Here is a 23,072-nt window from a genome sequence, read left to right on the forward strand (position 1 = left end):
AAAGGCAGATCAAGATTTCTTGGTCTGCCTTTTTGAGTCTTATTATTATTGGTAGCTGCGCGTTTGGGAACCTTGCCCTTGTCCCACTTGTCCGATTTGGCCCATGGAAGAACCGGAGGGGGATGAACTGAAGTTCCCTTGACCGAAGCTGCCTTGCTGCCCGTAGCTTTGCTGTCCGTAGTTATGCTGACCAAAGCCTTGCTGTCCAAAGCTAGGCTGGCCAAAGCTCTGTCCGCCAATGGAACGTTGGCCGATTCCGGATTGACCAAAGCTGGAAGGATTGCTGAAATGGGACACGCCGGAACCTACGATGTTCTCGAGCTGCCCAGCCAGCTGCGAAATTTGCTGGTATTGATGCATTGCCGTTTGATGACCTTGCAGTGCAGACTGAATCGTTTGAGCAGTTTTACGCTCGCGTTGGGCGATTTCTTCAAGCTGCATCGCGTTTTGCTGCTCCTGCTCGAGAAGCTGCTGATACATAGCCGAGGCTTGGCGGGTTTGTTGTTCCAATTGCTGAATGGTTTGTTCGATTTGACGAATTTGATGGTTTAGGTTTTGATTCATGCTGGTACATCCTCCTCATAGGTTATGGTAATTAGAAACAGGGTTAGGTTTCCCCGATAGGGTTAAGATATTCATAGAACATAACCTGGAAAGGAGAGATAGATTATGCATAGACTTGCGCTTGTGCGGCATGGCGAGAGCGAGTGGAATAAATCAAGTTTATTTACCGGCTGGACGGACGTGGACTTGTCGAGCAAAGGGGGCGATGAAGCTAAAGAGGCGGGGAAGCTGCTGAAAGAGCATAAATTCGATTTTGATATTGCATATACCTCTCATTTGAGAAGGGCGATCAAGACGTTGTATTTTTTTCAGGACGAGATGAATTTGCTGTGGATTCCTGCTTATAAAACATGGCAGCTAAACGAACGGCATTATGGAGCGCTGCAAGGCCTCAGCAAGCTGACGACCGCTCAGAAATACGGGGAGCAGCAGGTACGACTCGAAATATAAGGATGTGCCGGACCAGTTCATTCCAGTAACGGAGAGCCTGAAGGAGACAATTGTGCGGGTAGAAGATTATTGGCTGCGCGAGATCAAACCGCAAATTCTGGCAGGTAAAAGAGTGATTATCGCTGCTCACGGGAACAGTTTGCGGGCGCTCGTCAAATATCTGGACAACCTGAGCGCGGCTCATGCAGGTTAACATTCCGACAGGAACTCCGCTCGTCTATTCGCTGGATGAGCAGCTTTTACCTGTGGAGAAATATATCTGGGCAGCGACACGAGAATCGAACGTAAAATCGAAAAAGTGGCCGACCCTGACCGGGTTATGGAGTAAAATAGGCCGTGATGTCCAAGCGTTCCCCTTTGCAGCATCATGTACTGTAGGAAGAAACTTTTTCTATTGTTTGCAAGGGGCAGGCGAATCGAATCGCGGAGCTTGAGAAGCGGGCCAATTTGAAGACGCCGGATTGGGCCAAAGAAGCGGTGAAGTCCGCCGTAAATTACGACAAGAAGCATCCGCTGATCCAGTCTCCCGAGCGAGGCAGCTATGATTTCTACCGATTAATTACGATCATGTACCGCAGAGGATTGTTCAACAAGCCGGATGCAGGATAAGCATACAGCTTTACAGCTTGCCCAAACCTCCTACCATGCCTATGAATATATTTATATTATTCAGAGGCAAAGGAGGTATCCCTATGGGCGAAATTGGAGGAGCAGGACTGTGGACTTCAACTGGGGTAATACTTGTACTGTTCATTCTGTTGGTTATCGTTTCCCGCGCTTGGATCTAATCTTGCAGCTGAAGTATTAGTAACGCAGGTCCGCCGGGCATTGCCCGGCGGATTATTGTTTGTCGCTGCATTCGCAAGGGGCAAACAAGGCGGCGTGTGGTACAATATTCCATAAAGGAAGCTCTTAAAAGGAGTGAAGATATGATATGAATGGAAATGAGCACGATCAGAATTTTCAGGCTTATACGAACCCTAACGCCGCTAAGCTTAAGTTTGACGCTGACCAGCAAAAGCTTCATTCCACCGGTGTTCTGGGGCTCTGGCGGCAAATTAGCAATTTGTTGATCCTGGCAGCTGTCATTGCAATTGTTGTTCTGCTGGTAAGGTTGTTTTAAACAGATTAAAACCAAGAAAATATTGTAACGGGGTGGTGAGAACTTTGTTTAGTAAAAACAATAAGATCGCCGTTGTACTTCTTTGGACTGGCCTTTCGGTTATAGCAGCCGGGATAATTGCAGGTATTATAATTGGTGACGACGATGATGAAAGGTTATGGCTAGTGACATTTGTGTATTGGGTCTCAGGGTTTTTATCCGGACTATTCTTCATCGCTTTATCGGAAATTATCGAGCAGTTGCACAGATTAAATATGAAATCCAATAAAGAACCTGAAGATGATGAGCTTATATTGTTAAATGATTAATTCGGAGGGTCATGCCATATGCTAGTAAATTTAGATTGTCCAGTCGAGTTAATCGATTACAAATTGTTTGCGAGTAAAACAAATTCTCAGATCTATTGTTTAATGACTTTTCATAATTTATCTCCAAAAGCGGTTAAGGGTTTAAAAGTAATTATTCACTGCTATGATCAGTTCGGTGATCCGGTAGGCGGCGATGCCAACAAACTTGAATGCAAAGTCGAATATGAAGAGGGCCTGCGCCCCAACCGGAAACGAGCGACGGATAAAAAGATTTTATTATCCGGCTTCCAAAACACCAGAAAAATTGAAGTTGACGTCGTGAAAATCTTATATGAAGACAATACATTGTGGTCCAAAGGCGCTTCTGAATCCATCAAGATCGAATTGACAAAAATCGAAAATAAAAATTTTTTGGAATTTGTTCAGAGTCGAGATGGAGAAGATGTAAAGAACTACGCTAAAGATCTCAACGGTCACTGGCTTTGCGTCTGTGGAAGATTAAATGTTAATGCTCAATCCAAATGCAGGAGGTGCGATAGATTAAAACAATACGTACTTGCAGAATATAGCGATGAAGAAACGATTATACGCCGTTTGAACGCTTTTTATGAGGAACAGATGGAGGAGGATAGAAGGTTACAAGAGAAAAGGGAGCTCGAATCAGCGTTAAGAAAACAAAAATTAGCGAAAAAAATAAAGCATTCACTACCATTCATTGCAGGCGGTTTGCTGGTGACAGGAATTTTCGGTTGGGGGTACGCAACCAATTTTACTTTCTCCACGAAAGTTCAGCTGGAAATGATGGACGTTGTTAATCACATTCCTACACCTGAAGCGGTCAAGGAAGGGATTCTTGACACCTCATTTGCCGCATATGACGACAATAATGGGCAAGGTGATTTCGCCATTACTTACGGTAAAGAAGGCAGAGTCAATAATATAGTCGTAAGCAATATTCCAGAGCCTCAAGCCTTAGACATAGATCATAACAGTACCAATGAATTTATCATTACATACAGTTTGGATTTTCCTGAGTATAGCCATGCACCCACGTTAAGCTGGGACGATGTTTACGAGTTCGACATAAATGAAGAGGAGTTCGTGCTTGCTAGCGCCAATTACCCCGATTATTACAAGAACACTTACATACCAGCCTTGAATCAACGCATCGCTGCAAGCAGTGATTCCCTCGAACAACAATCCCTTTCTGTACTTATGCAGGCTGCAGAGGATTTGTTAAACGGTGATTTTATTCCTGATGCTACGCATACAGAAATTATTAAATTAATCGAAGCAAAGGTATTAAACAATCCACTGCAGATCGTTAGAAAAGATAATTTATTTTATATTCATGGCATAACGCGTGGTATGAATATAAGCGAGGCTATTTCCGTTTTGGGTGAACCGGACGAAAGTTTTGAGGTCGACTCAAAAGTGTGTATATGGTATCTGGAGAATAATTTGGAGCTAGTAGCCGAATATGCCGTCGATACGATTCATTATATTGCTTTGGGGGAATTCAAAAAGGATGTACTGGAACAGAGCATGGTCGCCTTAGGTGATCCTGCGGAAGCAGGTTCGAACGAGTATAGTTATGTTGCTGGAGATCAGCGTTTGAAATTTCACGATATGCCAGGGTCTGGCGATTTTAGAGTGCAGCTATTTGACTCGGAAGCACCCTAGAGCCCGATAAGAGTCCGAATAATAACTTCGGACTTTTTTTGTAGGATCATTCAAGGTTTTGACGTCCCCAACCCACAAAAAAAAGGACAAAAACCCTCGTAGAATTCTACGCTACAAAGGCTTTTGTCCGGGCGCCCCTCGCGGGACGCCCATCATGGGAGAGGAGAAACCGGACGAAGAGCTTATGGGGAAACGTAAGTCTTCTCCGCGGTTGTCTACGACATTTGTGATGTCGATATTTAAAGTTTGTCCCGGTTCGTTCGATTTATACCTGGGGGATAAAAAAATTGTTAAGAAAGCATCTATCGTCTTCTTTCAAGAAAACATGCTGATATAGCAGCAGTTTTTTTGCAAATTTCAATCTGTCATTGATTGTGGTACGATATCGACATACCATGTAAAAAGCATGGGCAACAGGTAATCCGAATAAGGTGTGAATATCGATGAGAGTAATTTCGGGAAGCGCGAAGGGCAGGCAGCTAAAGGCTGTTCCCGGCATGGGCACTAGACCAACCACAGACAAGGTCAAGGAGGCTCTATTCAGCATGATTGGCCCTTATTTCGAGGGCGGCACTGTGCTTGATTTATTCGCCGGCACAGGCGGGCTGGGAATCGAGGCCTTGAGCCGGGGCATGGATAGAGCAATCTTCGTGGATTTGGACTACAAAAGCGTAGAAACGGTAAAAGCAAACTTAAAGGCCGCGGGACTCGCTGAGCAGGCGGAAGTGTACAAGAACGACGCGGAAAGAGCACTTAAGACGCTGGCCAAACGGGGGGCGTCTTTTGATCTTGTGTTCCTCGATCCGCCGTATCGGCTGAAGCATGGGGACAAGCTGATGGAGCGAATGGACGAGCTCAACTTGCTGGAGGATCAGGCGATCCTCGTACTCGAGTACGAATCTTCCTTCGAATATCAGGATCATTTTGGCCGTTTTAGAACGATTCGCAAAACAGATTATGGAGAGACGGGAATTACGATTTACGTCTATGATAAAGATAACAGGGCGGAATCGGATTTGATGGAGAAGGAGGAGCAGCATCACCATGGAGAAACAACATGAGCTTCGGATCGCGGTCTACCCTGGCAGCTTCGATCCGGTAACGAAAGGGCATATGGATATTATTCAGCGTGCCGCCCGCCAGTTCGACAGGCTGATCGTGGCCGTACTGAACAATACAAGCAAAAATCCTCTATTTACGGTCGAGGAGAGAAAAGAGCTTCTTCTAAAGGCGACGCAGCATGTGCCTAACGTGGAAATCGACAGCTTCCGGGATCTGCTCGTTAACTATATGGACTACAAGCAAGCCCATGTCATCGTACGCGGCATTAGATCCGTAACGGACTTTGAATATGAGCTGCAGCTGGCCTCGACCAACCACAAGCTGAACAGCCAGGTAGAGACAATTTTTATGATGACCAACCCCAAATATTCCTATTTAAGCTCCAGTGTTGTCAAAGAGATCGCCACCTTCCAAGGAGATGTGTCAGACCTCGTGCCGCCGGTAGTTGAAGAGGCGCTCAAGACTAAGTTTCAGTCCAAGCCTGCTAAAGCATAAATTTTCTTGAGGCCAGCGCCAGTGTCATGGTCTTGTCAGGAAGTGCGTTTTGTCCTGAAATGCTTTGACCATAGAAAAGCGGCAAACAAAACGAGCATGATCAGCAGTCCGAGCATGCACAGCTGCCAGGAGACGACGCTTGAGAAGACTTTCCATTTCATCAGCGGCAGGCCTTCCCCCGGTACCCATGCTGCGGTTCCGTTCAGGCTGCCGTTGGCGGGGAAGGGCAGCGGCATCATTACAGCGATCGGCTTCCAAAGCAAGAGGGTTAATACATAGGCATAGATGCCGTGAATGATTCGGTTGATCAGAAAAAAAACGCCGCTAAGCCCGGTCGGCTTCAGCGCTGCTCGTGCCTGCAAGTAGGCGCTTAGCCCGCTCCAGCCGAGCAAGGCGCCTGTAAGGGCTGCCGGCAGAGGAGAGGATAAGCCGGTCGTGGCTAAAGCGTACGATCCAAGGTGCACTTCAAGCAGGGCGGCGATCGGCTTGGCTGTCAGGGATGGCGATAGGAGCGGCGCCAGCCAAGAGGAAGCGATTTGTATGATGACGGCAAAAATGAGCATATATCCGCCCGTCGCCATCAATGTTTGCACGGCCGAGCCAACAGAATCGCCAAGAAGCTTGCCGAAGCTGCGGCCGTCTTCGCGCCGCGCTTCTTCAATTTGGCGCAAGGCGAGCTTCCACCGCGATTCAGCCGAACGGCTGCCCGTATGTTCTGAATCCGGGCCCGTGCCTGCTTGCTTGCGCTTAAGGCCAAAGGAGAGCCAGTTCATGGTTACTGCGGCGCTTAGGCCCGATGCCCAGTGTATGCCGAGCAGAAACAGCCCCAGTTCAGGCTGCTTCATATAAGCGGTGCCTACAACAATGACGATGAGCACGGGGCTGCAGTAATGCGAAAAGCTCGCCAATTTCTCCGCTTCATATGCGGTGATCTTGCCTTGTTTATATAAAGCGGCTGCTGCTTCCGCGGCTGCAGGAAATCCCGCAGTCATGCCAAGGGGAAGCACCCAGCCCAGCGTGCCCGGCAGGCCGAGGAGCCGGCGGGTGACCGGATCGATGAATGAGCCGAGCCCGTGGGCGTATCCCGTTGCCATGAGGATCTGCGAAAGCACGAGAAAAGGCAGCAAGGCGGGAAAGACGATTCTCCACCAAAGAGCGAGCCCTTGACTCGAAGCTTCAAAAGCTTGGCTAGGAGCATAAATAATACAGATAACTAGCAAGACGGCGGTCATTCCCAGCAGAATCGTAGAGAGCAAGCCGCTGTTTTGAGAACTTTCGTGATTCATCGGGCGAATTCACCTCTTTATGAGCATATGAAAGGCTAGTACATGTCTATGCTCGTCTGTCCGTTGAAAGACCATCAGTTACACCGCTTGGTGAAAAGAGAGGGAGCAAAGAGATGCGTCAATCCAGATCAGCAGTCATAAAAGCGGGGTTATACCTGATTACGCTTGCCATTGTGGTGTATGTGGTTGTTTATATGCCTACGCCATATATGATCAATCAGCCGGGCACAGCGGAGGAAATCAAGCCGATGGTAACGATCCCTTCCGGGGATCCGGAGGAGAAGGGGACGTTCATGCTGACGACCGTATCCGTAAGTTATGCTAATCTGGCGATGCTGGCAACCTCGCAGTTTCAAGCCCACACTGAGGTCGTACGCAAAGAGCCGGACCGCAACGAAAAGGAGTATGCAACGCAGCAGCAGTTCTATATGAGCAATTCGCAATCGAATGCCATTATGGCGGCCTACAACTTGGCGAACGTAAAATATGAAATCGTGCCTGAGTACGTGTTCGTCGTGGGCTTGTCCAAGATACTTGCTCCGAAGGGGGATTTTCAATCCGGGGATATTATTTCCGAGCTTGAGGGGCATAAGGTAAAGCGGTTTGAGGATCTCCCGGCGCTGCTTCAGGGCAAGAAAGCAGGCGATCTGGCTGAGGTCGTGCTGAGCCGCGGGGGCAAAGAAATCCGCCAGCAGGTGGAGCTCGTCGAAATCGGGCAGGATGAGGCGCTGCCCAAGGCCGGTCTCGGTGTAAGCGTTGGCGAGATCCGCAAGGTCATGCCCGCGGATAAGAGCAAGGAAGTCAAATTTGCCGACACCCGGATCGGCGGCCCATCTGCGGGGCTCATGTTTACGCTCGAAATATATAACCAGCTGACCCCGGGCGACCTTAGCAAAGGCTATCGGGTCGCTGGAACCGGAACGATTACCGAGGACGGGACAATCGGCTCGATCGGCGGGGTGCAGTTCAAGATCGTCGCCTCTCACCGGGAGAAGGCGGAAATATTTTTTGTGCCGGAAGCGAATTATAAGGATGCCAAGGCTAAGGCGGATGAAATCGGCACGTCGATGAAGCTGGTCCCGGTCAAGCATGTTCAGGATGCGCTGCGGTATTTACAGGATTTGCCCGTAAAAACGCCGCCGGGCACGTAACTAGATCGTGATCGGCGGCTGGCGGAAGTCCCGGAATATTTCGGAATCATTCCGGATAGGCATGGCGTTCGCATATGCTGCTGCAGCTTGAATGTCGAGCTCCAGGCCAGGATGGGAGAAGGCGGCCGCCCTGGTCACGATAGGCAGGGATGCGCTGGCCTTCATTCGTTTGAGCAGCTCGCGGCCTTTTCTGCTGAAGGCAAGTACCCGTAAATATCCTGGGCCTTGGGCCAGCGCCTCCGGCGCCATCGCAAGCTTGCCGTGCTGCAGCAAAATATGGAGAAGCATACGCTGCAGTTTTGTGTACGTATACCTTTTGGTCTTGAGCTTCTCCAGAAGCTCCTCAACGGTCAGCTGGTTAAGCTGGGGCAGCATTTTTTTGATGCGGAATTCCAGGCCCTCGGTCACTTCATGATGCTCAGCCAGCGTCTCCCGTGAGCTCGTCAGCAGGCGATGGAACAAGGGAGCGGCGAAGCTCTCCCAAGTGACAGGGCCCCGCCCGGAGCGGAATTCCCGGGCGAGAATTTCCGCCGTATAGGGCGGGATGTAGGGAGTGGCGGCGCTAAGGCCGCCTTCCCCCGCAATGAGCTCGCGTATGGCGGTGGCGCTGGCGATGCTCGCGGAGCATGGCACGGCGTCGCGGTAGCCGGCGCCCTCGCGCCGCACCGTGAGCGGCGCGAGGGCGCTGCCGAGCCGCTGCAGCGCGATGAGGTAGTGCAGCCCAAGGCTGTTGTTGGGCTGCTCCAGCAGCGCTCGCGCTGCAGCTGCGCCGGCAGCGGAGCCAGGGCCGCCCCCGGCGGGGCGGCCACGCTGCGTGCGGCAGCGGCAGCGTAAGCCGCAGGGTAGCTCGCCCCGGTGGCGAGCTCCTCCGCGATCGCCGCCTTGAGCGCGCCGCTCTCGCCCGCCAGCTGGCGGGCGAGCGGCTGCAGCTCGGCGAGCGTGCCCGCCTCGCTGCCGAAGCACAGATGCGACACGATGCCCGTCGCATCCAGCAGCGCTGCGGCGCCGTGCGCGAACCACTCGGCAGGCTGGGCCGCATAGGCGACCGGCAGCTCCAGCACGAGGTCGGCGCCGGCATGCAGCGCCATTTCGGCGCGAGCCCACTTGCTTACGATCGCGGGCTCGCCCCGCTGCAGGAAGTCGCCGCTCATGACGGCGACGACCGCTTCTGCTTCGGCAAGCCGCTTCGCCTCAGCCATATGATAGGCGTGCCCGTTGTGAAACGGGTTGTATTCAACGATTAATCCAACGACGTTCAATGCTGCATACCACCTTTACAGGCTTATAATTTATGACTATACCATGTTCGCCAGGGCATTTTGAAGAAAATAGAGCTTTTTGGCTTTTGCTGCGCCGGGCAATTTCGTTATGAACGGCCGATAACGGCCGCTAAAAAACGCGATTTGCGTTTCTGGCAGCATGTGCATGGACGTTTTGCGCGGGTATGTGTAATATAGGTGAGACAGCAGCTAATGTTTCCCGGTTTGCTGTTGACAAAACTTACTTAAAATCGGTATAATAATTTTTGTTTGTTTGGAGTGATACTCATGGATTTTAGATTTCGCCAGATGGCCTCTCACGACGGGCCGAAGCAGCTGCATGATGCTCTGGATATGAGTCATGTCGTCCAAGGGCGCAATGACATTCACGGCATGAGTCCGCTTGTATGTGACTTGACAGCTGTGTACGCGGAAGGGAACGTAGTTGAGATGACAGGCACGCTGTCCGCGGAAATGGACATGTCCTGCTCCCGCTGCCTTAAGCCTTTGAAGCATAAAGTCGATATCGAATTTGAGGAAACCTTCAAACGCATTGACACCCCCGTAGAAGAAGGGCAGAATGAAGAAGAAGATGACATCCGGCTGATTGCCGATGATCAGGTGGATTTGAATCCATATATTGAAGAGGCATTGCTTCTCAATCTTCCATATGCTGCCGTTTGCAAGGAAGACTGCATGGGACTTTGTCCCAGCTGCGGAACGGACTTGAACGAACGGGATTGCGGCTGCAAGAACGAGCGGATCGATCCGCGGCTGGCAGCGCTAGGTGACTTTTTCAAAAAATGAGATTACAATGTGACACCGTAATAAGGTTGACTTCATTAAGGAGGTGGGAACCATGGCAGTACCTCAACGGAGAACGTCCAAGACGCGCCGCGACAAACGCCGCACGCACTTCAAATTGGCTGTGCCGGGCATGGTAAAATGTGAACAATGCGGAGAATTGAAGCTTGCTCACCACGTATGTAAAGTATGCGGAACATACAAAGCAAGAGAAGTTATCAAAGGTTAATTCCAGATAATATCTCCTAAACAGCACTCCACGGAGTGCTGTTTTTTATTGCTGGATATGGAAATTGCAGGACGGATTATGAATTCTCTTTATTTTTGCAGGGAGATGTTTTATACTCTATCTTAGTACCAGGTTCTAAACCGAAGAGGTTCGTTTTACATAAAAAAAGTGATTACTCGGGGGTGTTACCCATCGAACGTTTGCCCAAGAGGGCGAGGCAGCAGCAGCTCGTCAAACTGATCGAAGAGAATCCTTTCGTCACAGATCAGGAGCTGACCCGGCAGCTGAAGGTGAGCATCCAGACGATCCGGCTCGACCGGATGGAGCTCGGTATTCCTGAGCTGCGCGAGCGGATGAAGCTGATGGCGGAACGATCCTATGACCAGGTGCGTTCATTGCCGCTGCATGAGGTTATTGGTGAAATCGTCGATTTGCAGTTGGATAAGAGCGGAATATCTATTTTTGAAATAAGCAAGGAACATGTCTTTTCACGGACGGGCATCGCGCGGGGACATCATATTTTTGCGCAGGCCAATTCATTGGCCGTAGCAGTCATTAACGATGAGATTGCGCTCACATTCTCGGCGGATATCCGGTTTATCCGTCCGGTTCATTTGGGCGAGAAGTGCATCGCCAAAGCATATGTTCGTCCAGTTTCCGGCAACAAGGGCAAGGCCAAGGTCGAAGTGTTCACCTACGTTGGCGAAGAGATGGTGTTCCAAGGGAACTTCGTCATTTACCGTTCCGCGGTAGAGGACAATAACGAAGGAGGAAGTCAGCATGAGAATCGCCATTGATGCCATGGGTGGAGACCACGCGCCGAAGAGTACGCTCGAAGGTGCCCTTGCCGCAGCCAAGGAATGGAATGATATCGAAATTATTCTCGTCGGTGACCAGGCGCAGCTCGAACCGCTGCTGAAGGATTCGGCTGTGCCTGCCAATTTGAATATTCATCATGCTTCAGAGGTCATTGAGGCGGATGATGAGCCTGTGCGCGCGGTGCGCCGCAAGAAAGACGCCTCTATGGTCGTGGCGGGCCGGCTTGTGCGCGAAGGCGAAGCCGAAGCGATGATCTCCGCTGGCAACACGGGCGCGCTGATGACGACGGGTCTGCTCGTCGTAGGACGGATGGACGGAATCGAGCGCCCGGCGCTGGCTCCGATGATTCCGACGGTGGACGAGCGGGGGGTGCTGGCGCTTGATCTGGGCGCCAACATGGACGCGAAGCCGGAGCATCTGGCTCAGTACGCCCTGATGGGCAGCATTTACCGGGAGAAGGTGCATGGCATCAGCCGTCCGCGCGTCGGCCTCCTGAATGTCGGCACAGAGGAAATGAAGGGCAATGAGCTGACGAAGGCGGCTTATCCGCTCATTCAGCAGCTTCCAATTCATTTCGTCGGCAATGTAGAGGCTCGCGATATTCTGACGGGCGCTTGCGATGTGCTGGTTTGCGACGGGTTCGCGGGCAATATTTTGCTGAAGTCGCTGGAAGGCACGGCGGGTACGATATTCTCGATTTTGAAGCAGGAGTTCTCCAAATCGCTGAAGAACAAACTGGCCGCTGCCATGTTAATGCCTTCTCTTCGGGGAATGAAGAAGACGCTCGACTACAAGGAACACGGCGGAGCTCCGCTCCTTGGTCTCAGCGGACTTGTGGTTAAGGGGCATGGTTCCTCCGATGGCGAAGCGATCAAGAATGCGGTAAGGCAGGCCAGAACAGCAATTCAGAGTCGACTGACGGAGAGCATAGCACAGGAAATCAGCGGGAAGCGAGTGGTAGAATGATGAAATCACGTTCAGTAGGCATTATCGGAACAGGTAAATACGTGCCTGAACGGGTGTTAACGAACGCCGAACTGGAGACGATGGTAGAGACGAACGACGAATGGATCGTTTCGCGGACGGGAATCCGCGAGCGTCACATTGCGGCTCCGGATCAGGCGACTTCGGATTTGGCTTACGAGGCGGCTGTCCAGGCTTTGAAATCGGCAGGACTCGCCGCTGAAGATATCGAATTGATCATTGTGGCGACGATCACACCGGATATGACGTTTCCGTCCACAGCCTGCATTTTGCAGGAGAAGCTCGGAGCGAAGAAAGCGGCAGCTTTTGATTTGTCCGCGGCCTGCTCCGGATTTGTGTACAGCCTCGCTACGGCCAACGGCTTCATTCAGACCGGGATGTACAACAATGCCCTGATTATTGGGGCGGATGCCTTATCTCGCATAACAGACTACACGGATCGCAACACCTGCGTCTTGTTCGGCGACGGGGCCGGAGCGGTTGTGCTCGGCGAGGTTCCGGAAGGCAGAGGTTTCCTGTCTTTTGATCTGGGAGCCGAAGGAGCGGGGGGAGAGCTGCTCAAGCTTGAAGGCGGCGGATCGCGCTGCCCGGCGTCTGAAGAGACGGTACGCAGCGGCAAGCATTTCATTTACATGAACGGCCGGGAAGTGTTCAAATTTGCCGTTCGCGTCATGGGAACGGCGACGGAGGAAGTGCTCCGCAAAGCCGGCAAGGACAAGAGCGAAATCGATCTGTTCGTTCCGCATCAGGCGAACATCCGCATTATTCAATCCGCTATGCAGCGGCTTGATCTACCGGAGGAGAAATGCGTCATAAACGTGGATAAATATGCGAATACCTCGGCGGCATCGATTCCTCTTGCACTTGTGGAAGCTGTGGAGGAAGGCCGTGTGAAGGAAGGCGACACCTTGCTTCTCGTAGGTTTTGGCGGCGGCCTCACTTGGGGCGCATCCGTGCTTGTCTGGTAATCATACTATGGATTATGATGCGATAGAGCGTAACTACGTTCTTTGCATGCTTTTTATAGAGTGAAGGAGTGCTGACGAATTTATGGGTAAGCTGGCATTTGTATTTCCGGGTCAAGGTTCGCAAAGCGTAGGAATGGGTCAGGACATCTATGAATCTGTGCCGGAATCCCGGCAGCTGTTCGAGCAGGCGGATGAGATTCTTGGCTTTCCGTTGACTCGCCTTATTTTTGAAGGCCCGGATACGGAATTGAAGCAGACGGCAAATACGCAGCCTGCGCTGCTGACGACTAGCGCAGCGTTATATCAGGCTCTTGCGGCGAAAGGAATCAAGCCGGACTTCGTAGCGGGACACAGTCTCGGGGAATACAGCGCGCTTACGGCAGCTGGAGCGCTCAGCTTCAGCGACGCCGTCGCAACCGTACGGGCGCGGGGCGAGTTCATGGAGCAAGCCGTTCCAGGCGGCCAAGGCGCAATGGCTGCAGTGCTTGGCGGGGAGCGCGAGGCACTAGCCGCCTTATGCGCTGACATTACAGCTGGCGGAAGCCTGGTTGAGCTGGCGAACGTCAATTGCCCGGGCCAAATCGTAGTTTCCGGCAGCAAAGCAGGCGTAGATGCCGTCGTCCAGCGTGTCAAGGAAATTGGCGCCAAGCGGGCGATTCCGCTCGAAGTTAGCGGCCCGTTCCACTCGTCGCTCATGAAATCGGCAGCGGAGAAACTGGCCGGCAAGCTGGAGCAGATCTCGATCGTTGATGCTTCGATCCCCGTTGTTGCCAATGTTACGGCCACTGCGGTTCAGCGCGGAGAAGAGATCTCCCATTTGCTTGTAGAGCAGGTATATTCGCCGGTTCTATGGGAGGACAGCGTTGCTTGGCTGATCGAGCAGGGCGTAGATACCTTCGTGGAAATCGGCCCCGGCAGCGTATTAACCGGGCTGATCAAGAAAATTAACCGAGGCGTAACAACGTATAACGTGAATAGCCTGGAGAGCTTGGAGCAGACGGCAGCCGCGCTGCTGTAGCTTGCGATAGGCGGTCCAGTACTGTAACGGCTCAGTATATCCTAGGAAAGGAGAGAGTACAATGACGAAATTGCTTAGTGGTCAGGCAGCTCTGGTTACGGGGGCCTCTCGCGGCATTGGACGCGCTATTGCGCTGGCGCTTGCGGAAGCAGGGGCAAACGTGGCCGTCAATTATGCGGGCAATGAGGAAGCGGCGGCTCGCGTCGTCGCCGAAATCGAGGCTCTCGGCGTTCAGGCGTTCGCTGTCAAAGGGCATGTCGGGGATAGCGCTCAATTCGAGGCGATCGTCAAGCAGACCTTGGATACGTGGGGCCGAATCGATATTCTGGTGAATAACGCTGGAATTACTAGAGATAATCTAATTATGCGGATGAAAGAAGAAGAGTTCGACGCCGTCATCGAGACGAATCTCAAAGGCGTATTCAACGGCATCAAAGCGGTTACCCGTCCAATGATGAAGCAGCGCTCGGGCCGTATTATCAACATTTCGTCTGTAGTGGGCGTGCTAGGAAATGCCGGACAGGCCAACTACGTGGCGGCCAAGGCGGGTGTAATTGGCCTTACGAAATCGTCCGCCCGCGAGCTGGCTAGCCGGAACATTACGGTGAACTGCATTGCTCCGGGATTCATTGCGACGGATATGACAGATCAGCTGCCGGAAGATTTGCGGCAGAATCTGCTCAGCGATATTCCGCTCGCACGTCTTGGGCAGCCGGAAGAAATCGCGAAAGTCGCGGTATTCCTGGCTTCCGACGCAGCGTCATATATGACGGGGCAGACTCTGCATGTAGACGGCGGGATGTATATGTGATTTCGAGTCTCGCTTCTATGGCATTTTGATTTTAATTTTCGTATAATACGAAGGAGGAGGTGAACCGGATGTCCGATGTATTGGAGCGCGTAAAACGCATTGTAGTGGATCGCCTCGGCGCAGATGAAGCTGAAGTGACGCTTGAAGCGTCTTTCAAAGATGACCTGGGTGCTGATTCGCTGGATGTAGTCGAATTGGTCATGGAACTCGAAGATGAATTCGATTTGGAAATTTCAGATGAAGATGCTGAGAAGATTACGACCGTAGGTGAAGTTGTAAACTACATACAATCTCATACCTAATGTCATTCAAAGTCCCGTACCTCCTTTGTAGGCGGGACTTCTCCTCATCTTAGCAAATCATCAGATTTACATTAGTTATTTACATTACTGTATTGCACATGCGATCTAGACGAGGTGAGTGTGTTTGAAGCATAGAGTGGTAATAACCGGTATGGGAGTCGTTACATCCCTCGGTCAAGACTTGGATACGTTCTGGAATAATCTCATGGCGGGAAAATCGGGGGTATCCGCGATTGAATCGTTCGACGTTAGCGAATATCCGACCCGGATCGCCGCTTCGGTAAAGGACTTCAATGCCGAAGATTACGTAGACCGCAAGGAAGCGCGCAAGATGGACCGTTTCGTTCAATTTGCAGCGGCGGCGGCTACGAGTGCTATTAAAGACAGCGGCCTCGTGATTGGTGAGCAGGTTGACCCTGAGCGCGTCGGCGTTATTATCGGTTCGGGGATTGGCGGACTGGGAACCTGGGAAGATCAGCATAACATTTTGCTGCAAAAAGGCCCAAAACGCGTAAGTCCTTTCTTCATTCCGATGATGATTGCGAACATGGCTTCCGGCCACGTGTCAATACTGTTCGGTGCGAAAGGACCAAACAGTACAGCTGTAACGGCGTGCGCGACCGGAACTCATTCCATTGGCGATTCGTATAAATTAATTCAGCGTGGCGATGCCGATGTCATGATTTGCGGCGGCGCAGAAGCAACGATCAGACCTACCGGTCTCGCCGGATTCTGCTCGATGCGGGCGATGTCGACCCGTAATGATGAGCCTGAGAGAGCAAGCCGCCCGTTCGATACGGGACGCGACGGCTTTGTCATGGGCGAAGGCTCGGGGGTTCTCGTGCTGGAGTCCTTGGAGCACGCGCAGAAGCGCGGAGCGAAAATTTATGCGGAAGTGATCGGTTACGGGTTAAGCGCTGATGCGCATCATATGACCGATCCGGATCCAAACGGAGCGCGCCGATGCATGGAGATGGCGATTCGCGAAGCGGGCATTAACGTAAGTGAGGTTGATTATATCAATGCCCACGGTACGTCAACTCCTGCAGGCGACCGCTCCGAGACGATCGCAATCAAAGAGGCGCTGGGAGAGCATGCGCGCAAAGTGGCCGTCAGCTCGACGAAATCGATGACAGGTCATTTGCTAGGCGCAGCGGGCGGCGTGGAGGCCGTTATTTGCGGTCTGACGATCAAGAACAGCAAAATTGCACCAACGATCAATCTGGAGAACCAGGATCCGGAATGCGATTTGGATTACGTGCCAAATGTAGCGAGAGCCGCAGATGTCAATGTAGCTATGTCCAACTCCTTCGGGTTCGGCGGTCACAATGCCACTATCGTTCTGAAGAAATTTGAAGCATAAGGGGTCAGTCTGTTGAGTGGAGATCTGAAGCAGTTACAGCACAAACTTCAAATTGTATTCCAAAACCGACAGCTGTTGAAACAGGCCTTTACCCATGCATCATATGTGAATGAACATCGGTTCAGCCAGAATCAGGATAACGAGCGCCTGGAGTTTCTGGGCGACGCTGTCCTGGAGCTGACGGTATCCGAGCATTTGTATCGGATGTTTCCGGATCGTCCAGAGGGAGAACTGACCAAGCTTCGCGCAGCCATCGTATGCGAGCCATCGCTTGTGAAGTTTGCCGAAAGCCTGGAGTTCGGCAAATACGTATTGCTGGGGAAGGGAGAGGAATTAACCGGCGGACGTACTCGTCCGGCGCTGCTGGCTGATGTGTTCGAGTCGTTCATCGGCGCCCTCTATCTGGATCAGGGGTTGAAGGCTGTTAATGCTTTCCTTCATCAGCATGTATTCACGCAGTTCACGCTTAACGGGAAGCTGCAGACGACGGATTTCAAGACGGAGCTGCAGGAGCTCACCCAGCATCACAACATGGGCGTGCTGGAGTACCGTATCATCGAGGAGCGTGGACCGGCTCATGAACGGGAGTTCGTCTCCCAGGTATCCATGGATGGCCGGGCGCTGGGGCAGGGAACTGGACGTTCCAAGAAGGAAGCTGAACAGCAGGCTGCCGCAGTGGCGCTAGAACGTTTGAAATCTTTGAATGAATGACAGTCATATGATGTTTTAAGGATCGTCCCCGCTGCTTGCTGCACGGGGGCTTTTTGCTTGTCCCCATAAGCTTTTTTGTATGTTACAATAGTTGGTAGAGGTGATCGTGAAGGTATGTTTTTGAAACGAATCGAGTTATCAGGATTTAAATCTTTTGCCGACAAAACGGAAATGGAATTCGTGCGCGGCATTACGGCTGTAGTTGGCCCCAACGGCAGCGGAAAGAGTAACATCTCCGATGGCATACGCTGGGTGCTGGGCGAGCAGAGTGCCAAATCGCTCCGCGGCGGCAAGATGGAGGATATCATTTTTGCGGGCAGCGACGCACGTAAAGCGGTGAATTATGGAGAAGTCTCATTAACCCTCGACAATACGGACCAAGCTCTTCCGCTTGACTTCAGCGAAGTTACCGTAACCCGCCGGGTTCATCGCAGCGGGGACAGCGAATATATGATCAACAAGCAATCCTGCCGTTTGAAGGATATTACCGAGCTGTTCATGGATACGGGGATCGGGAAGGAAGCTTATTCGATTATCGGGCAAGGGCGGATTGAAGAAATTTTAAGTACGCGTTCCGAGGATCGAAGAGGGATTTTTGAGGAAGCCTCCGGGATTGTGAAATATAAAAGCCGCAAACGGGATGCACGGCGCAAACTCGATGATACGGAACAAAACCTGCTGCGTATTCACGATCTTGTCAGTGAACTTGAGGACCAAATCGGCCCTTTGAAGGAGCAGTCTGAGAAAGCGCTCCGTTATAAAGAGCTCCGCGAGGAGCTGAAGCATAAGGAAATATCGCTCTATGTCCACCAAATCGAGAAAATCCACGAGAACTGGAGCGAGGCGAACGACAAGCTGGCCAAACTGCAGGAGGAGCAGCTTGCGCTATCGACAATCGTATCCGCTCATGATGCTAAGCTGGAGAGCGACCGGTTGGCGCTTCGCCAACTGGAGGAGCATATCGATGAGCTGCAGGGGCAGCTACTGGAGTACAGCGAGAGCTTTGAGAAGAGCGAAGGTTTCGGCGAGGTGCTGCGGGAGCGCGAGAAGAACCTGATTCAGAACCGGGAGCAGCTGCGCCAGTCGCTTGCTGTCAATGAAGAGCGCTATGCACAGCGTGCGGAAGAACTGAATGCCCTGTCCGCGAAGTTTGCGGAGGCTGAGAAGCAGCTGAACGAGCTCAGAACCGAGCTGTCGGCCGAGGAAGTGAAGCTTGTGGGCGTTACCGGCGGGATCAGCCAGGCTCAGGAGGAAGCGCTCAAGGGGCAATTGCTCGAAACGATGAATCAAATGGCCGAAGCACGCAATGAGATCCGCTATGCCGATCAACAGAAGGAAAGCGTCCAGCGCCGGATGGACCGGTCGGAGGAAGAAGGCGCAAAATGGCGGGATGAACTGGAGCGGCTGAAAGGCAGAAAAACCGAGCTTGAGAAGGTGCTGGAGCGTCTTGCCAAGGAAATCTCCGACCTGCGCAGCCGTTACATTACGGAGAGTGAGCGGCAGCAGTCTCTGCAGAAGCTGGCCGAGGAAAGCTCTGCGAACATACGTAAATGGGAGCAGCGGCGGGAAGCGCTGATTTCTCGCCGGGATACGATGAAGGAGATGGAGGAGGACTTCGACGGCTTTGCCCTAGGGGTAAAGGAAGTGCTGAAGGCCTCGCGTAAATCGCTGCTAGGGGGCGTCCACGGCGCCGTAGCCGAGCTGATCCAGGTGCCGGAGAAGCTGGAGCTTGCTGTCGAGACTGCGCTTGGAGCCGCGATGCAGCATATCGTCATGGAGAATGAAGCCGTTTCCCGGCAAGCGATCGCGTTCTTGAAGCAGCGCCAGCTTGGACGGGCCACCTTCCTGCCGCTCGATGTCATTCGTCCCCGGCAGATGTCCGCAGCGGATAAGAGGACGATGGAAGAAGCCGAGGGCTTCATCGGCATCGGCGCTGAGCTTGTCAGCCACGACCCCCGCTATGCGAACATCGTCGGCAGCCTGCTGGGCAATGTCGTGTTCGCTAGCGACCTGGAACGGGCGAACAAGATGGCGGCGCGCTGCCAATACCGTTTCCGGATTGTCACGCTGGAGGGCGATGTCGTTAATGCCGGCGGTTCGATGACCGGGGGAAGCCAGCATCGCAAGAATAGCAATCTGTTAGGGCGAAAGCGCCAGCTCGAACAGCTCGCCGCAGATATTCGCGAAAGCGAGGATATGCTGGAGAAGCTAAGAAGCGGACTCAATGATGTTCGCGGTCAAATGAAGCAGTGCGAGCAGGAGTTGGAGAAGCTGCGCGAAGCTGGCGACAGAAAGCGTACGGAAGAGCAGTCTCAAACGAGTGAACTGAAGCAAGTAGAGCATGAGTGGAGGCACGTCTCCGAGCAATTCGAGCTCTACGGGCAGGAGAAGGGGCACTATGTTCAGGAGCTCGGGGAGCTGGAGAAGAGCAAAGCCTCTGCGGAAACGAGACTGAAGGACCTGGAAAAGGAAGAACAGACGATTCGGCAGTCGATTCAAGCTGCCGAGTTTGCCCGCAAAGCGAATGAATCCGTCAAGGAAGAGCTGCAGCATCAATTGACCGGACTTAAAGTACGCGAGGGCAAGCTCGATCAGGAGTGTCATTCCCTCCGCGAACAGCTGCAGCGTTCGCAGGAAGAGTTTGAGATTCAGAAGAAGGAACTGGAGCAGAACCGCAGTATATTACAAGCGATCGAGGCCGACTTGAAGCAAAATGAGCTGCAAAGCGTCAAGCAGCGGGAAGAGCTGAACGACTTCAAGCTGAAGAAGGAGCGCACTAGCGAGCAGCTTGATATGGAGCGCGCTTCGCGGAGCGTGCTGGTGAAGAAGCTGGAAGATGGCGAGAGTGAAACCAAGGAGCAGAGAGTCGGCCTTAAGGCGGTCGAAGAGCAGCTTCGCCAGACGGAGATTCAAGCGAATCGGCTGGATGTGGAGCTCGACAACATTCTGCACAAGCTGAGCGATGAATATGAGCTCAGCTTTGAGCTTGCGAAGCAGCGTTACGCCGTTCCAGAGGATGTGCCGCAGACACAGGCGGAAGTCAAAGAGCTGAAACGCCAAATTATGCTTCTGGGAGAAGTGAATTTGGGAGCGATTGACGAGTATGAGCGTGTCTCTGAGCGCTACCAGTTCCTCAGCGAGCAGAAGGATGACCTTGTGGAAGCCAAGGCGACGCTGTACCAGGTCATCAAGGAAATGGATGACGAAATGTCCAAGCGCTTCAAAACGACATTCGATGCGATTCGCCGCGAATTCGGCACGGTATTCACCAAACTGTTCGGAGGCGGCCGTGCGGATCTGGTCCTTATTGATCCGGATAACCTGCTTGAGACCGGGATTGACGTTGTAGCCCAGCCGCCGGGCAAGAAATTGCAGAACCTGCAGCTGCTATCCGGGGGAGAGCGGGCTTTGACGGCAATGGCCCTTCTCTTTGCCATCCTGCACGTCAAGCCGGTGCCGTTCTGTGTGCTTGACGAGGTAGAAGCGGCGCTGGATGAAGCGAACGTGGCAAGATTCGCCCAGTATTTGCGCGAATTCTCCGAGCAAACCCAGTTCATCGTCGTGACGCACCGCAAAGGGACGATGGAAGAGGCGGATGTGCTCTATGGGGTCACGATGGAGGAAGGCGGGGTGTCCAAGCTCGTCTCCGTCAAGCTGGAGGATGAGGAAACGGTGGAAATTGCTTGAGCGGCCCAGCCGTGGCATAATTAAAGCAGGGAGATTATAGCTTGATATTGGATCAGGGATGATTACTTAAGGAGGAACCTCATGAGTTTCTTTAAAAAATTAAAAGATAGCATCGCCTCCAAGACGGAGGCGGTGACGAAGCAGTTTAAGGACGGGCTTGAGAAAAGCCGCAAAGGCTTCGTGGAGAAAGTAGCCGATCTCGTCATCCGGCGCAAGAAGATCGATGAGGAATTTTTCGAGGAATTGGAAGAAATATTAATCGGGGCGGATGTCGGCGTAAATACCGTGATGACCTTGATTGACGAACTGCGCAGTGAAGTGAAGAAACGGCGGATCGAGGACGCGGCGGAGCTGCAGCCGATTCTGTCCGAGAAGCTCACAGAGCTGCTGCGCGGCGATGAGGATAATGAGATGAGGTTGAACCCCAACGGAATCAGCGTCTTTCTGTTCGTTGGCGTCAACGGCGTCGGGAAAACGACTACGATCGGCAAGCTGGCTCACCATTACAAGCAGCAGGGCAAGAAAGTGCTCCTTGCTGCGGGAGACACGTTCCGTGCAGGTGCGATCGAGCAGCTAGAGGTATGGGGCGAGCGCGTCGGCGTAGACGTGGTCAAGCAGCAGTCCGGTTCCGATCCGGCGGCGGTTATGTATGATGCCGTGCAGGCGGCGAAACAGCGCGGCGTGGATATTCTTCTGTGCGATACGGCAGGGCGCCTGCAGAACAAGTCGAATTTGATGGAGGAGCTGAACAAAATCTACCGGGTCATTCAGCGGGAGATTCCCGATGCCCCTCATGAAGTGCTGATGGTGCTGGACGCCACGACCGGACAGAACGCGCTCAGCCAGGCGAAGCTGTTCGGCGAGAAGAGCGGTGTGACCGGGCTTGTACTGACGAAGCTTGATGGCACGGCCAAAGGCGGCATCGTTGTTGCAATTCGTCAAGAACTGAGCCTTCCGGTAAAGTTCGTAGGTCTTGGAGAGAAAATGGAGGATTTGCAGAAATTCGATTCTGAGCAATTCGTCCACGGCCTGTTTGCCGGCCTGATACAGGAAGAGGAAGAGGCCGCGGAAACCAGCGGCGAGTAACGGCAGATTAGAGAGAAGCATATTAAAAGGATAGGAGGCGATACAGTATGGCTAATACGCATACTTATCCGCGCAGGGAGGAAATCGCCAATGCCATCACCCATGGGATTGGATCTGTACTTAGCGTGGCCGCGCTCGTTCTGCTCATCGTATTCTCGAGCTTGAAGGGGACGGCCTGGCATGTAGTCAGCTTTACAATTTATGGGGTTACCATGCTTCTGCTGTACGTTTGCTCTACTCTCGTACACAGCTTCAAGGAAGGCAAAGTGAAGGATTTGTTCGAATTTTTCGACCATTCCTCGATTTACCTTTATATCGCCGGTACGTATACGCCATTTTTGCTTGTGGCGATTCGCGGACCGCTTGGATGGAGCCTGTTCGGGGTAATTTGGGGCATTGCCATACTCGGCGTGCTGTTTAAGGCATTCTTCGTCAAACGATTTTTGTTCATGTCCACATTTTTCTATTTGATAATGGGCTGGCTGATCGTTATCGCCTGGGGACCGCTTACGGCTGCAGTGCCTTCGCAAGGGATCGTGCTGCTGGTAGCCGGAGGCGTACTATATTCACTGGGCACGATATTCTATGTGTGGCGAGCTTTTCCTTACCATCATGCGATTTGGCATCTGTTCGTGCTCGGGGGCAGTGTGACGCATTTCTTCGCTATTTTACTGTACCTGCTGCCGAAATGGTAAGACATAAATAGTTGTGGATCATGAAATAAATCCATACTCCGGCGAAGCCGCTGTCCGTAAGAACGACAGCGGCTTCGCACGTTTTTCTGCTGAAAAATGCTCGCAGCCCAAGCGTTGATCATATGTTAAGGGAAAGTACTTGACATCCCACTTTTGATTATGTATCATAAAGAACGTTGATGCGCGCTGTAAAGTGTTTTTCCTTGACGGAGGG

The 23,072-nt window shown here is 52.3% G+C and carries 25 protein-coding genes and 2 pseudogenes; 23 read left to right on the forward strand and 4 right to left on the reverse strand.

What is annotated here, in order from left to right; genetic code table 11:
- Positions 1 to 45: 45 nt before the first annotated feature.
- Positions 46 to 564: a hypothetical protein gene (locus QNH46_RS10535; protein WP_283928055.1), complete on the reverse strand. Its 519-nt coding sequence runs from the start codon at positions 562 to 564 to the stop codon at positions 46 to 48.
- 105 nt (positions 565 to 669) lie between these two features.
- Here QNH46_RS10535 and QNH46_RS10540 point away from each other — a divergent pair.
- From QNH46_RS10540 to coaD, 9 genes and pseudogenes are all read left to right on the forward strand, one after another.
- Positions 670 to 1,271 (forward strand): annotated as a pseudogene (locus tag QNH46_RS10540) (2,3-bisphosphoglycerate-dependent phosphoglycerate mutase); the annotation flags it as partial.
- Positions 1,272 to 1,461: 190 nt separating this feature from the next.
- A complete protein-coding gene (locus tag QNH46_RS10545) occupies positions 1,462 to 1,623 on the forward strand; it encodes a hypothetical protein (protein ID WP_283928056.1) in 162 nt (53 codons plus the stop codon).
- 83 nt (positions 1,624 to 1,706) lie between these two features.
- Positions 1,707 to 1,802: a dihydroorotate dehydrogenase gene (locus tag QNH46_RS10550; RefSeq protein ID WP_155608945.1), complete on the forward strand. Its 96-nt coding sequence runs from the start codon at positions 1,707 to 1,709 to the stop codon at positions 1,800 to 1,802.
- A gap of 146 nt (positions 1,803 to 1,948) precedes the next feature.
- Complete coding sequence (locus tag QNH46_RS10555; RefSeq protein ID WP_283928057.1) at positions 1,949 to 2,137, forward strand: hypothetical protein; 189 nt, start codon at positions 1,949 to 1,951, stop codon at positions 2,135 to 2,137.
- Positions 2,138 to 2,181: 44 nt separating this feature from the next.
- Positions 2,182 to 2,445, forward strand: coding sequence for a hypothetical protein (locus QNH46_RS10560; protein WP_283928058.1), 264 nt, complete (start codon positions 2,182 to 2,184; stop codon positions 2,443 to 2,445).
- Between the two features lie 102 nt (positions 2,446 to 2,547).
- Entirely contained in the window at positions 2,548 to 4,128 is a 1,581-nt protein-coding gene (locus QNH46_RS10565) for a hypothetical protein (RefSeq protein WP_283928059.1), read from the forward strand.
- A 154-nt stretch (positions 4,129 to 4,282) separates the two neighbouring features.
- Positions 4,283 to 4,465: a hypothetical protein gene (locus QNH46_RS10570; protein WP_283928060.1), complete on the forward strand. Its 183-nt coding sequence runs from the start codon at positions 4,283 to 4,285 to the stop codon at positions 4,463 to 4,465.
- 106 nt (positions 4,466 to 4,571) lie between these two features.
- Complete coding sequence (rsmD, locus tag QNH46_RS10575; RefSeq protein ID WP_283928061.1) at positions 4,572 to 5,189, forward strand: 16S rRNA (guanine(966)-N(2))-methyltransferase RsmD; 618 nt, start codon at positions 4,572 to 4,574, stop codon at positions 5,187 to 5,189.
- On the forward strand, positions 5,173 to 5,685 hold the full coding sequence (coaD, locus tag QNH46_RS10580; RefSeq protein WP_283928062.1) for a pantetheine-phosphate adenylyltransferase: 513 nt from the start codon (positions 5,173 to 5,175) through the stop codon (positions 5,683 to 5,685). Before rsmD ends, coaD begins: the two co-directional genes overlap by 17 nt.
- A gap of 35 nt (positions 5,686 to 5,720) precedes the next feature.
- Here the strand turns inward: coaD and QNH46_RS10585 are convergent, their stop codons facing one another.
- A complete protein-coding gene (locus QNH46_RS10585) occupies positions 5,721 to 6,971 on the reverse strand; it encodes a nucleoside recognition domain-containing protein (RefSeq protein WP_283928063.1) in 1,251 nt (416 codons plus the stop codon).
- Between the two features lie 113 nt (positions 6,972 to 7,084).
- Here QNH46_RS10585 and QNH46_RS10590 point away from each other — a divergent pair, with 113 nt between their 5' ends.
- The gene (locus QNH46_RS10590; protein WP_283928064.1) at positions 7,085 to 8,122 is read left to right on the forward strand and encodes a SepM family pheromone-processing serine protease; all 1,038 of its coding nucleotides are present in this window, start codon (positions 7,085 to 7,087) and stop codon (positions 8,120 to 8,122) included.
- Here the strand turns inward: QNH46_RS10590 and QNH46_RS10595 are convergent, their stop codons facing one another.
- Complete coding sequence (locus QNH46_RS10595; RefSeq protein WP_430691929.1) at positions 8,123 to 9,085, reverse strand: nucleotidyltransferase family protein; 963 nt, start codon at positions 9,083 to 9,085, stop codon at positions 8,123 to 8,125.
- Positions 8,995 to 9,321: pseudogene (locus tag QNH46_RS24590) on the reverse strand (nucleotidyltransferase family protein); the annotation flags it as partial. The pseudogene QNH46_RS24590 and the gene QNH46_RS10595, both read right to left, overlap by 91 nt.
- A gap of 348 nt (positions 9,322 to 9,669) precedes the next feature.
- On the opposite strand from QNH46_RS24590, the gene QNH46_RS10600 reads away from it, so the two are divergent.
- From QNH46_RS10600 to trhA, 13 genes are all read left to right on the forward strand, one after another.
- Positions 9,670 to 10,188, forward strand: a complete 519-nt coding sequence (locus tag QNH46_RS10600; protein ID WP_283928065.1) for a YceD family protein — start codon at positions 9,670 to 9,672, stop codon at positions 10,186 to 10,188.
- A 52-nt stretch (positions 10,189 to 10,240) separates the two neighbouring features.
- The gene (gene rpmF / locus QNH46_RS10605) at positions 10,241 to 10,414 is read left to right on the forward strand and encodes a 50S ribosomal protein L32 (protein ID WP_055108505.1); all 174 of its coding nucleotides are present in this window, start codon (positions 10,241 to 10,243) and stop codon (positions 10,412 to 10,414) included.
- A 200-nt stretch (positions 10,415 to 10,614) separates the two neighbouring features.
- Positions 10,615 to 11,211: a transcription factor FapR gene (gene fapR / locus QNH46_RS10610; protein WP_055108504.1), complete on the forward strand. Its 597-nt coding sequence runs from the start codon at positions 10,615 to 10,617 to the stop codon at positions 11,209 to 11,211.
- Positions 11,195 to 12,199, forward strand: coding sequence for a phosphate acyltransferase PlsX (gene plsX, locus QNH46_RS10615; protein WP_283928066.1), 1,005 nt, complete (start codon positions 11,195 to 11,197; stop codon positions 12,197 to 12,199). The genes fapR and plsX overlap by 17 nt, the downstream gene beginning before the upstream one ends.
- Positions 12,196 to 13,185: a beta-ketoacyl-ACP synthase III gene (locus QNH46_RS10620; protein WP_213588653.1), complete on the forward strand. Its 990-nt coding sequence runs from the start codon at positions 12,196 to 12,198 to the stop codon at positions 13,183 to 13,185. Before plsX ends, QNH46_RS10620 begins: the two co-directional genes overlap by 4 nt.
- 82 nt (positions 13,186 to 13,267) lie before the next feature.
- Positions 13,268 to 14,203: an ACP S-malonyltransferase gene (gene fabD, locus QNH46_RS10625; RefSeq protein WP_283928067.1), complete on the forward strand. Its 936-nt coding sequence runs from the start codon at positions 13,268 to 13,270 to the stop codon at positions 14,201 to 14,203.
- A 61-nt stretch (positions 14,204 to 14,264) separates the two neighbouring features.
- Positions 14,265 to 15,014 carry a 3-oxoacyl-[acyl-carrier-protein] reductase gene (gene fabG / locus QNH46_RS10630; protein WP_155608917.1) on the forward strand — a complete coding sequence of 250 codons (750 nt, stop codon included), beginning with the start codon at positions 14,265 to 14,267 and terminating at the stop codon, positions 15,012 to 15,014.
- 68 nt (positions 15,015 to 15,082) lie between these two features.
- Positions 15,083 to 15,316 (forward strand): acyl carrier protein, encoded by a 234-nt coding sequence (gene acpP, locus QNH46_RS10635; RefSeq protein WP_019638123.1) that lies wholly within the window; start codon positions 15,083 to 15,085, stop codon positions 15,314 to 15,316.
- 124 nt (positions 15,317 to 15,440) lie between these two features.
- The gene (gene fabF / locus QNH46_RS10640; RefSeq protein WP_283928068.1) at positions 15,441 to 16,679 is read left to right on the forward strand and encodes a beta-ketoacyl-ACP synthase II; all 1,239 of its coding nucleotides are present in this window, start codon (positions 15,441 to 15,443) and stop codon (positions 16,677 to 16,679) included.
- Between the two features lie 12 nt (positions 16,680 to 16,691).
- Positions 16,692 to 17,390, forward strand: a complete 699-nt coding sequence (rnc, locus tag QNH46_RS10645; RefSeq protein WP_283928069.1) for a ribonuclease III — start codon at positions 16,692 to 16,694, stop codon at positions 17,388 to 17,390.
- 114 nt (positions 17,391 to 17,504) lie between these two features.
- Positions 17,505 to 21,077, forward strand: a complete 3,573-nt coding sequence (gene smc / locus QNH46_RS10650; RefSeq protein WP_283928070.1) for a chromosome segregation protein SMC — start codon at positions 17,505 to 17,507, stop codon at positions 21,075 to 21,077.
- 81 nt (positions 21,078 to 21,158) lie between these two features.
- Entirely contained in the window at positions 21,159 to 22,163 is a 1,005-nt protein-coding gene (gene ftsY / locus QNH46_RS10655) for a signal recognition particle-docking protein FtsY (RefSeq protein ID WP_283928071.1), read from the forward strand.
- Positions 22,164 to 22,210: 47 nt separating this feature from the next.
- Positions 22,211 to 22,858, forward strand: coding sequence for a PAQR family membrane homeostasis protein TrhA (gene trhA, locus QNH46_RS10660; protein ID WP_213588647.1), 648 nt, complete (start codon positions 22,211 to 22,213; stop codon positions 22,856 to 22,858).
- Positions 22,859 to 23,072: the final 214 nt, after the last annotated feature.

The sequence above is a fragment of the Paenibacillus woosongensis genome (assembly GCF_030122845.1).
GTDB classification, from domain to species: Bacteria; Bacillota; Bacilli; order Paenibacillales; family Paenibacillaceae; genus Fontibacillus; species Fontibacillus woosongensis_A.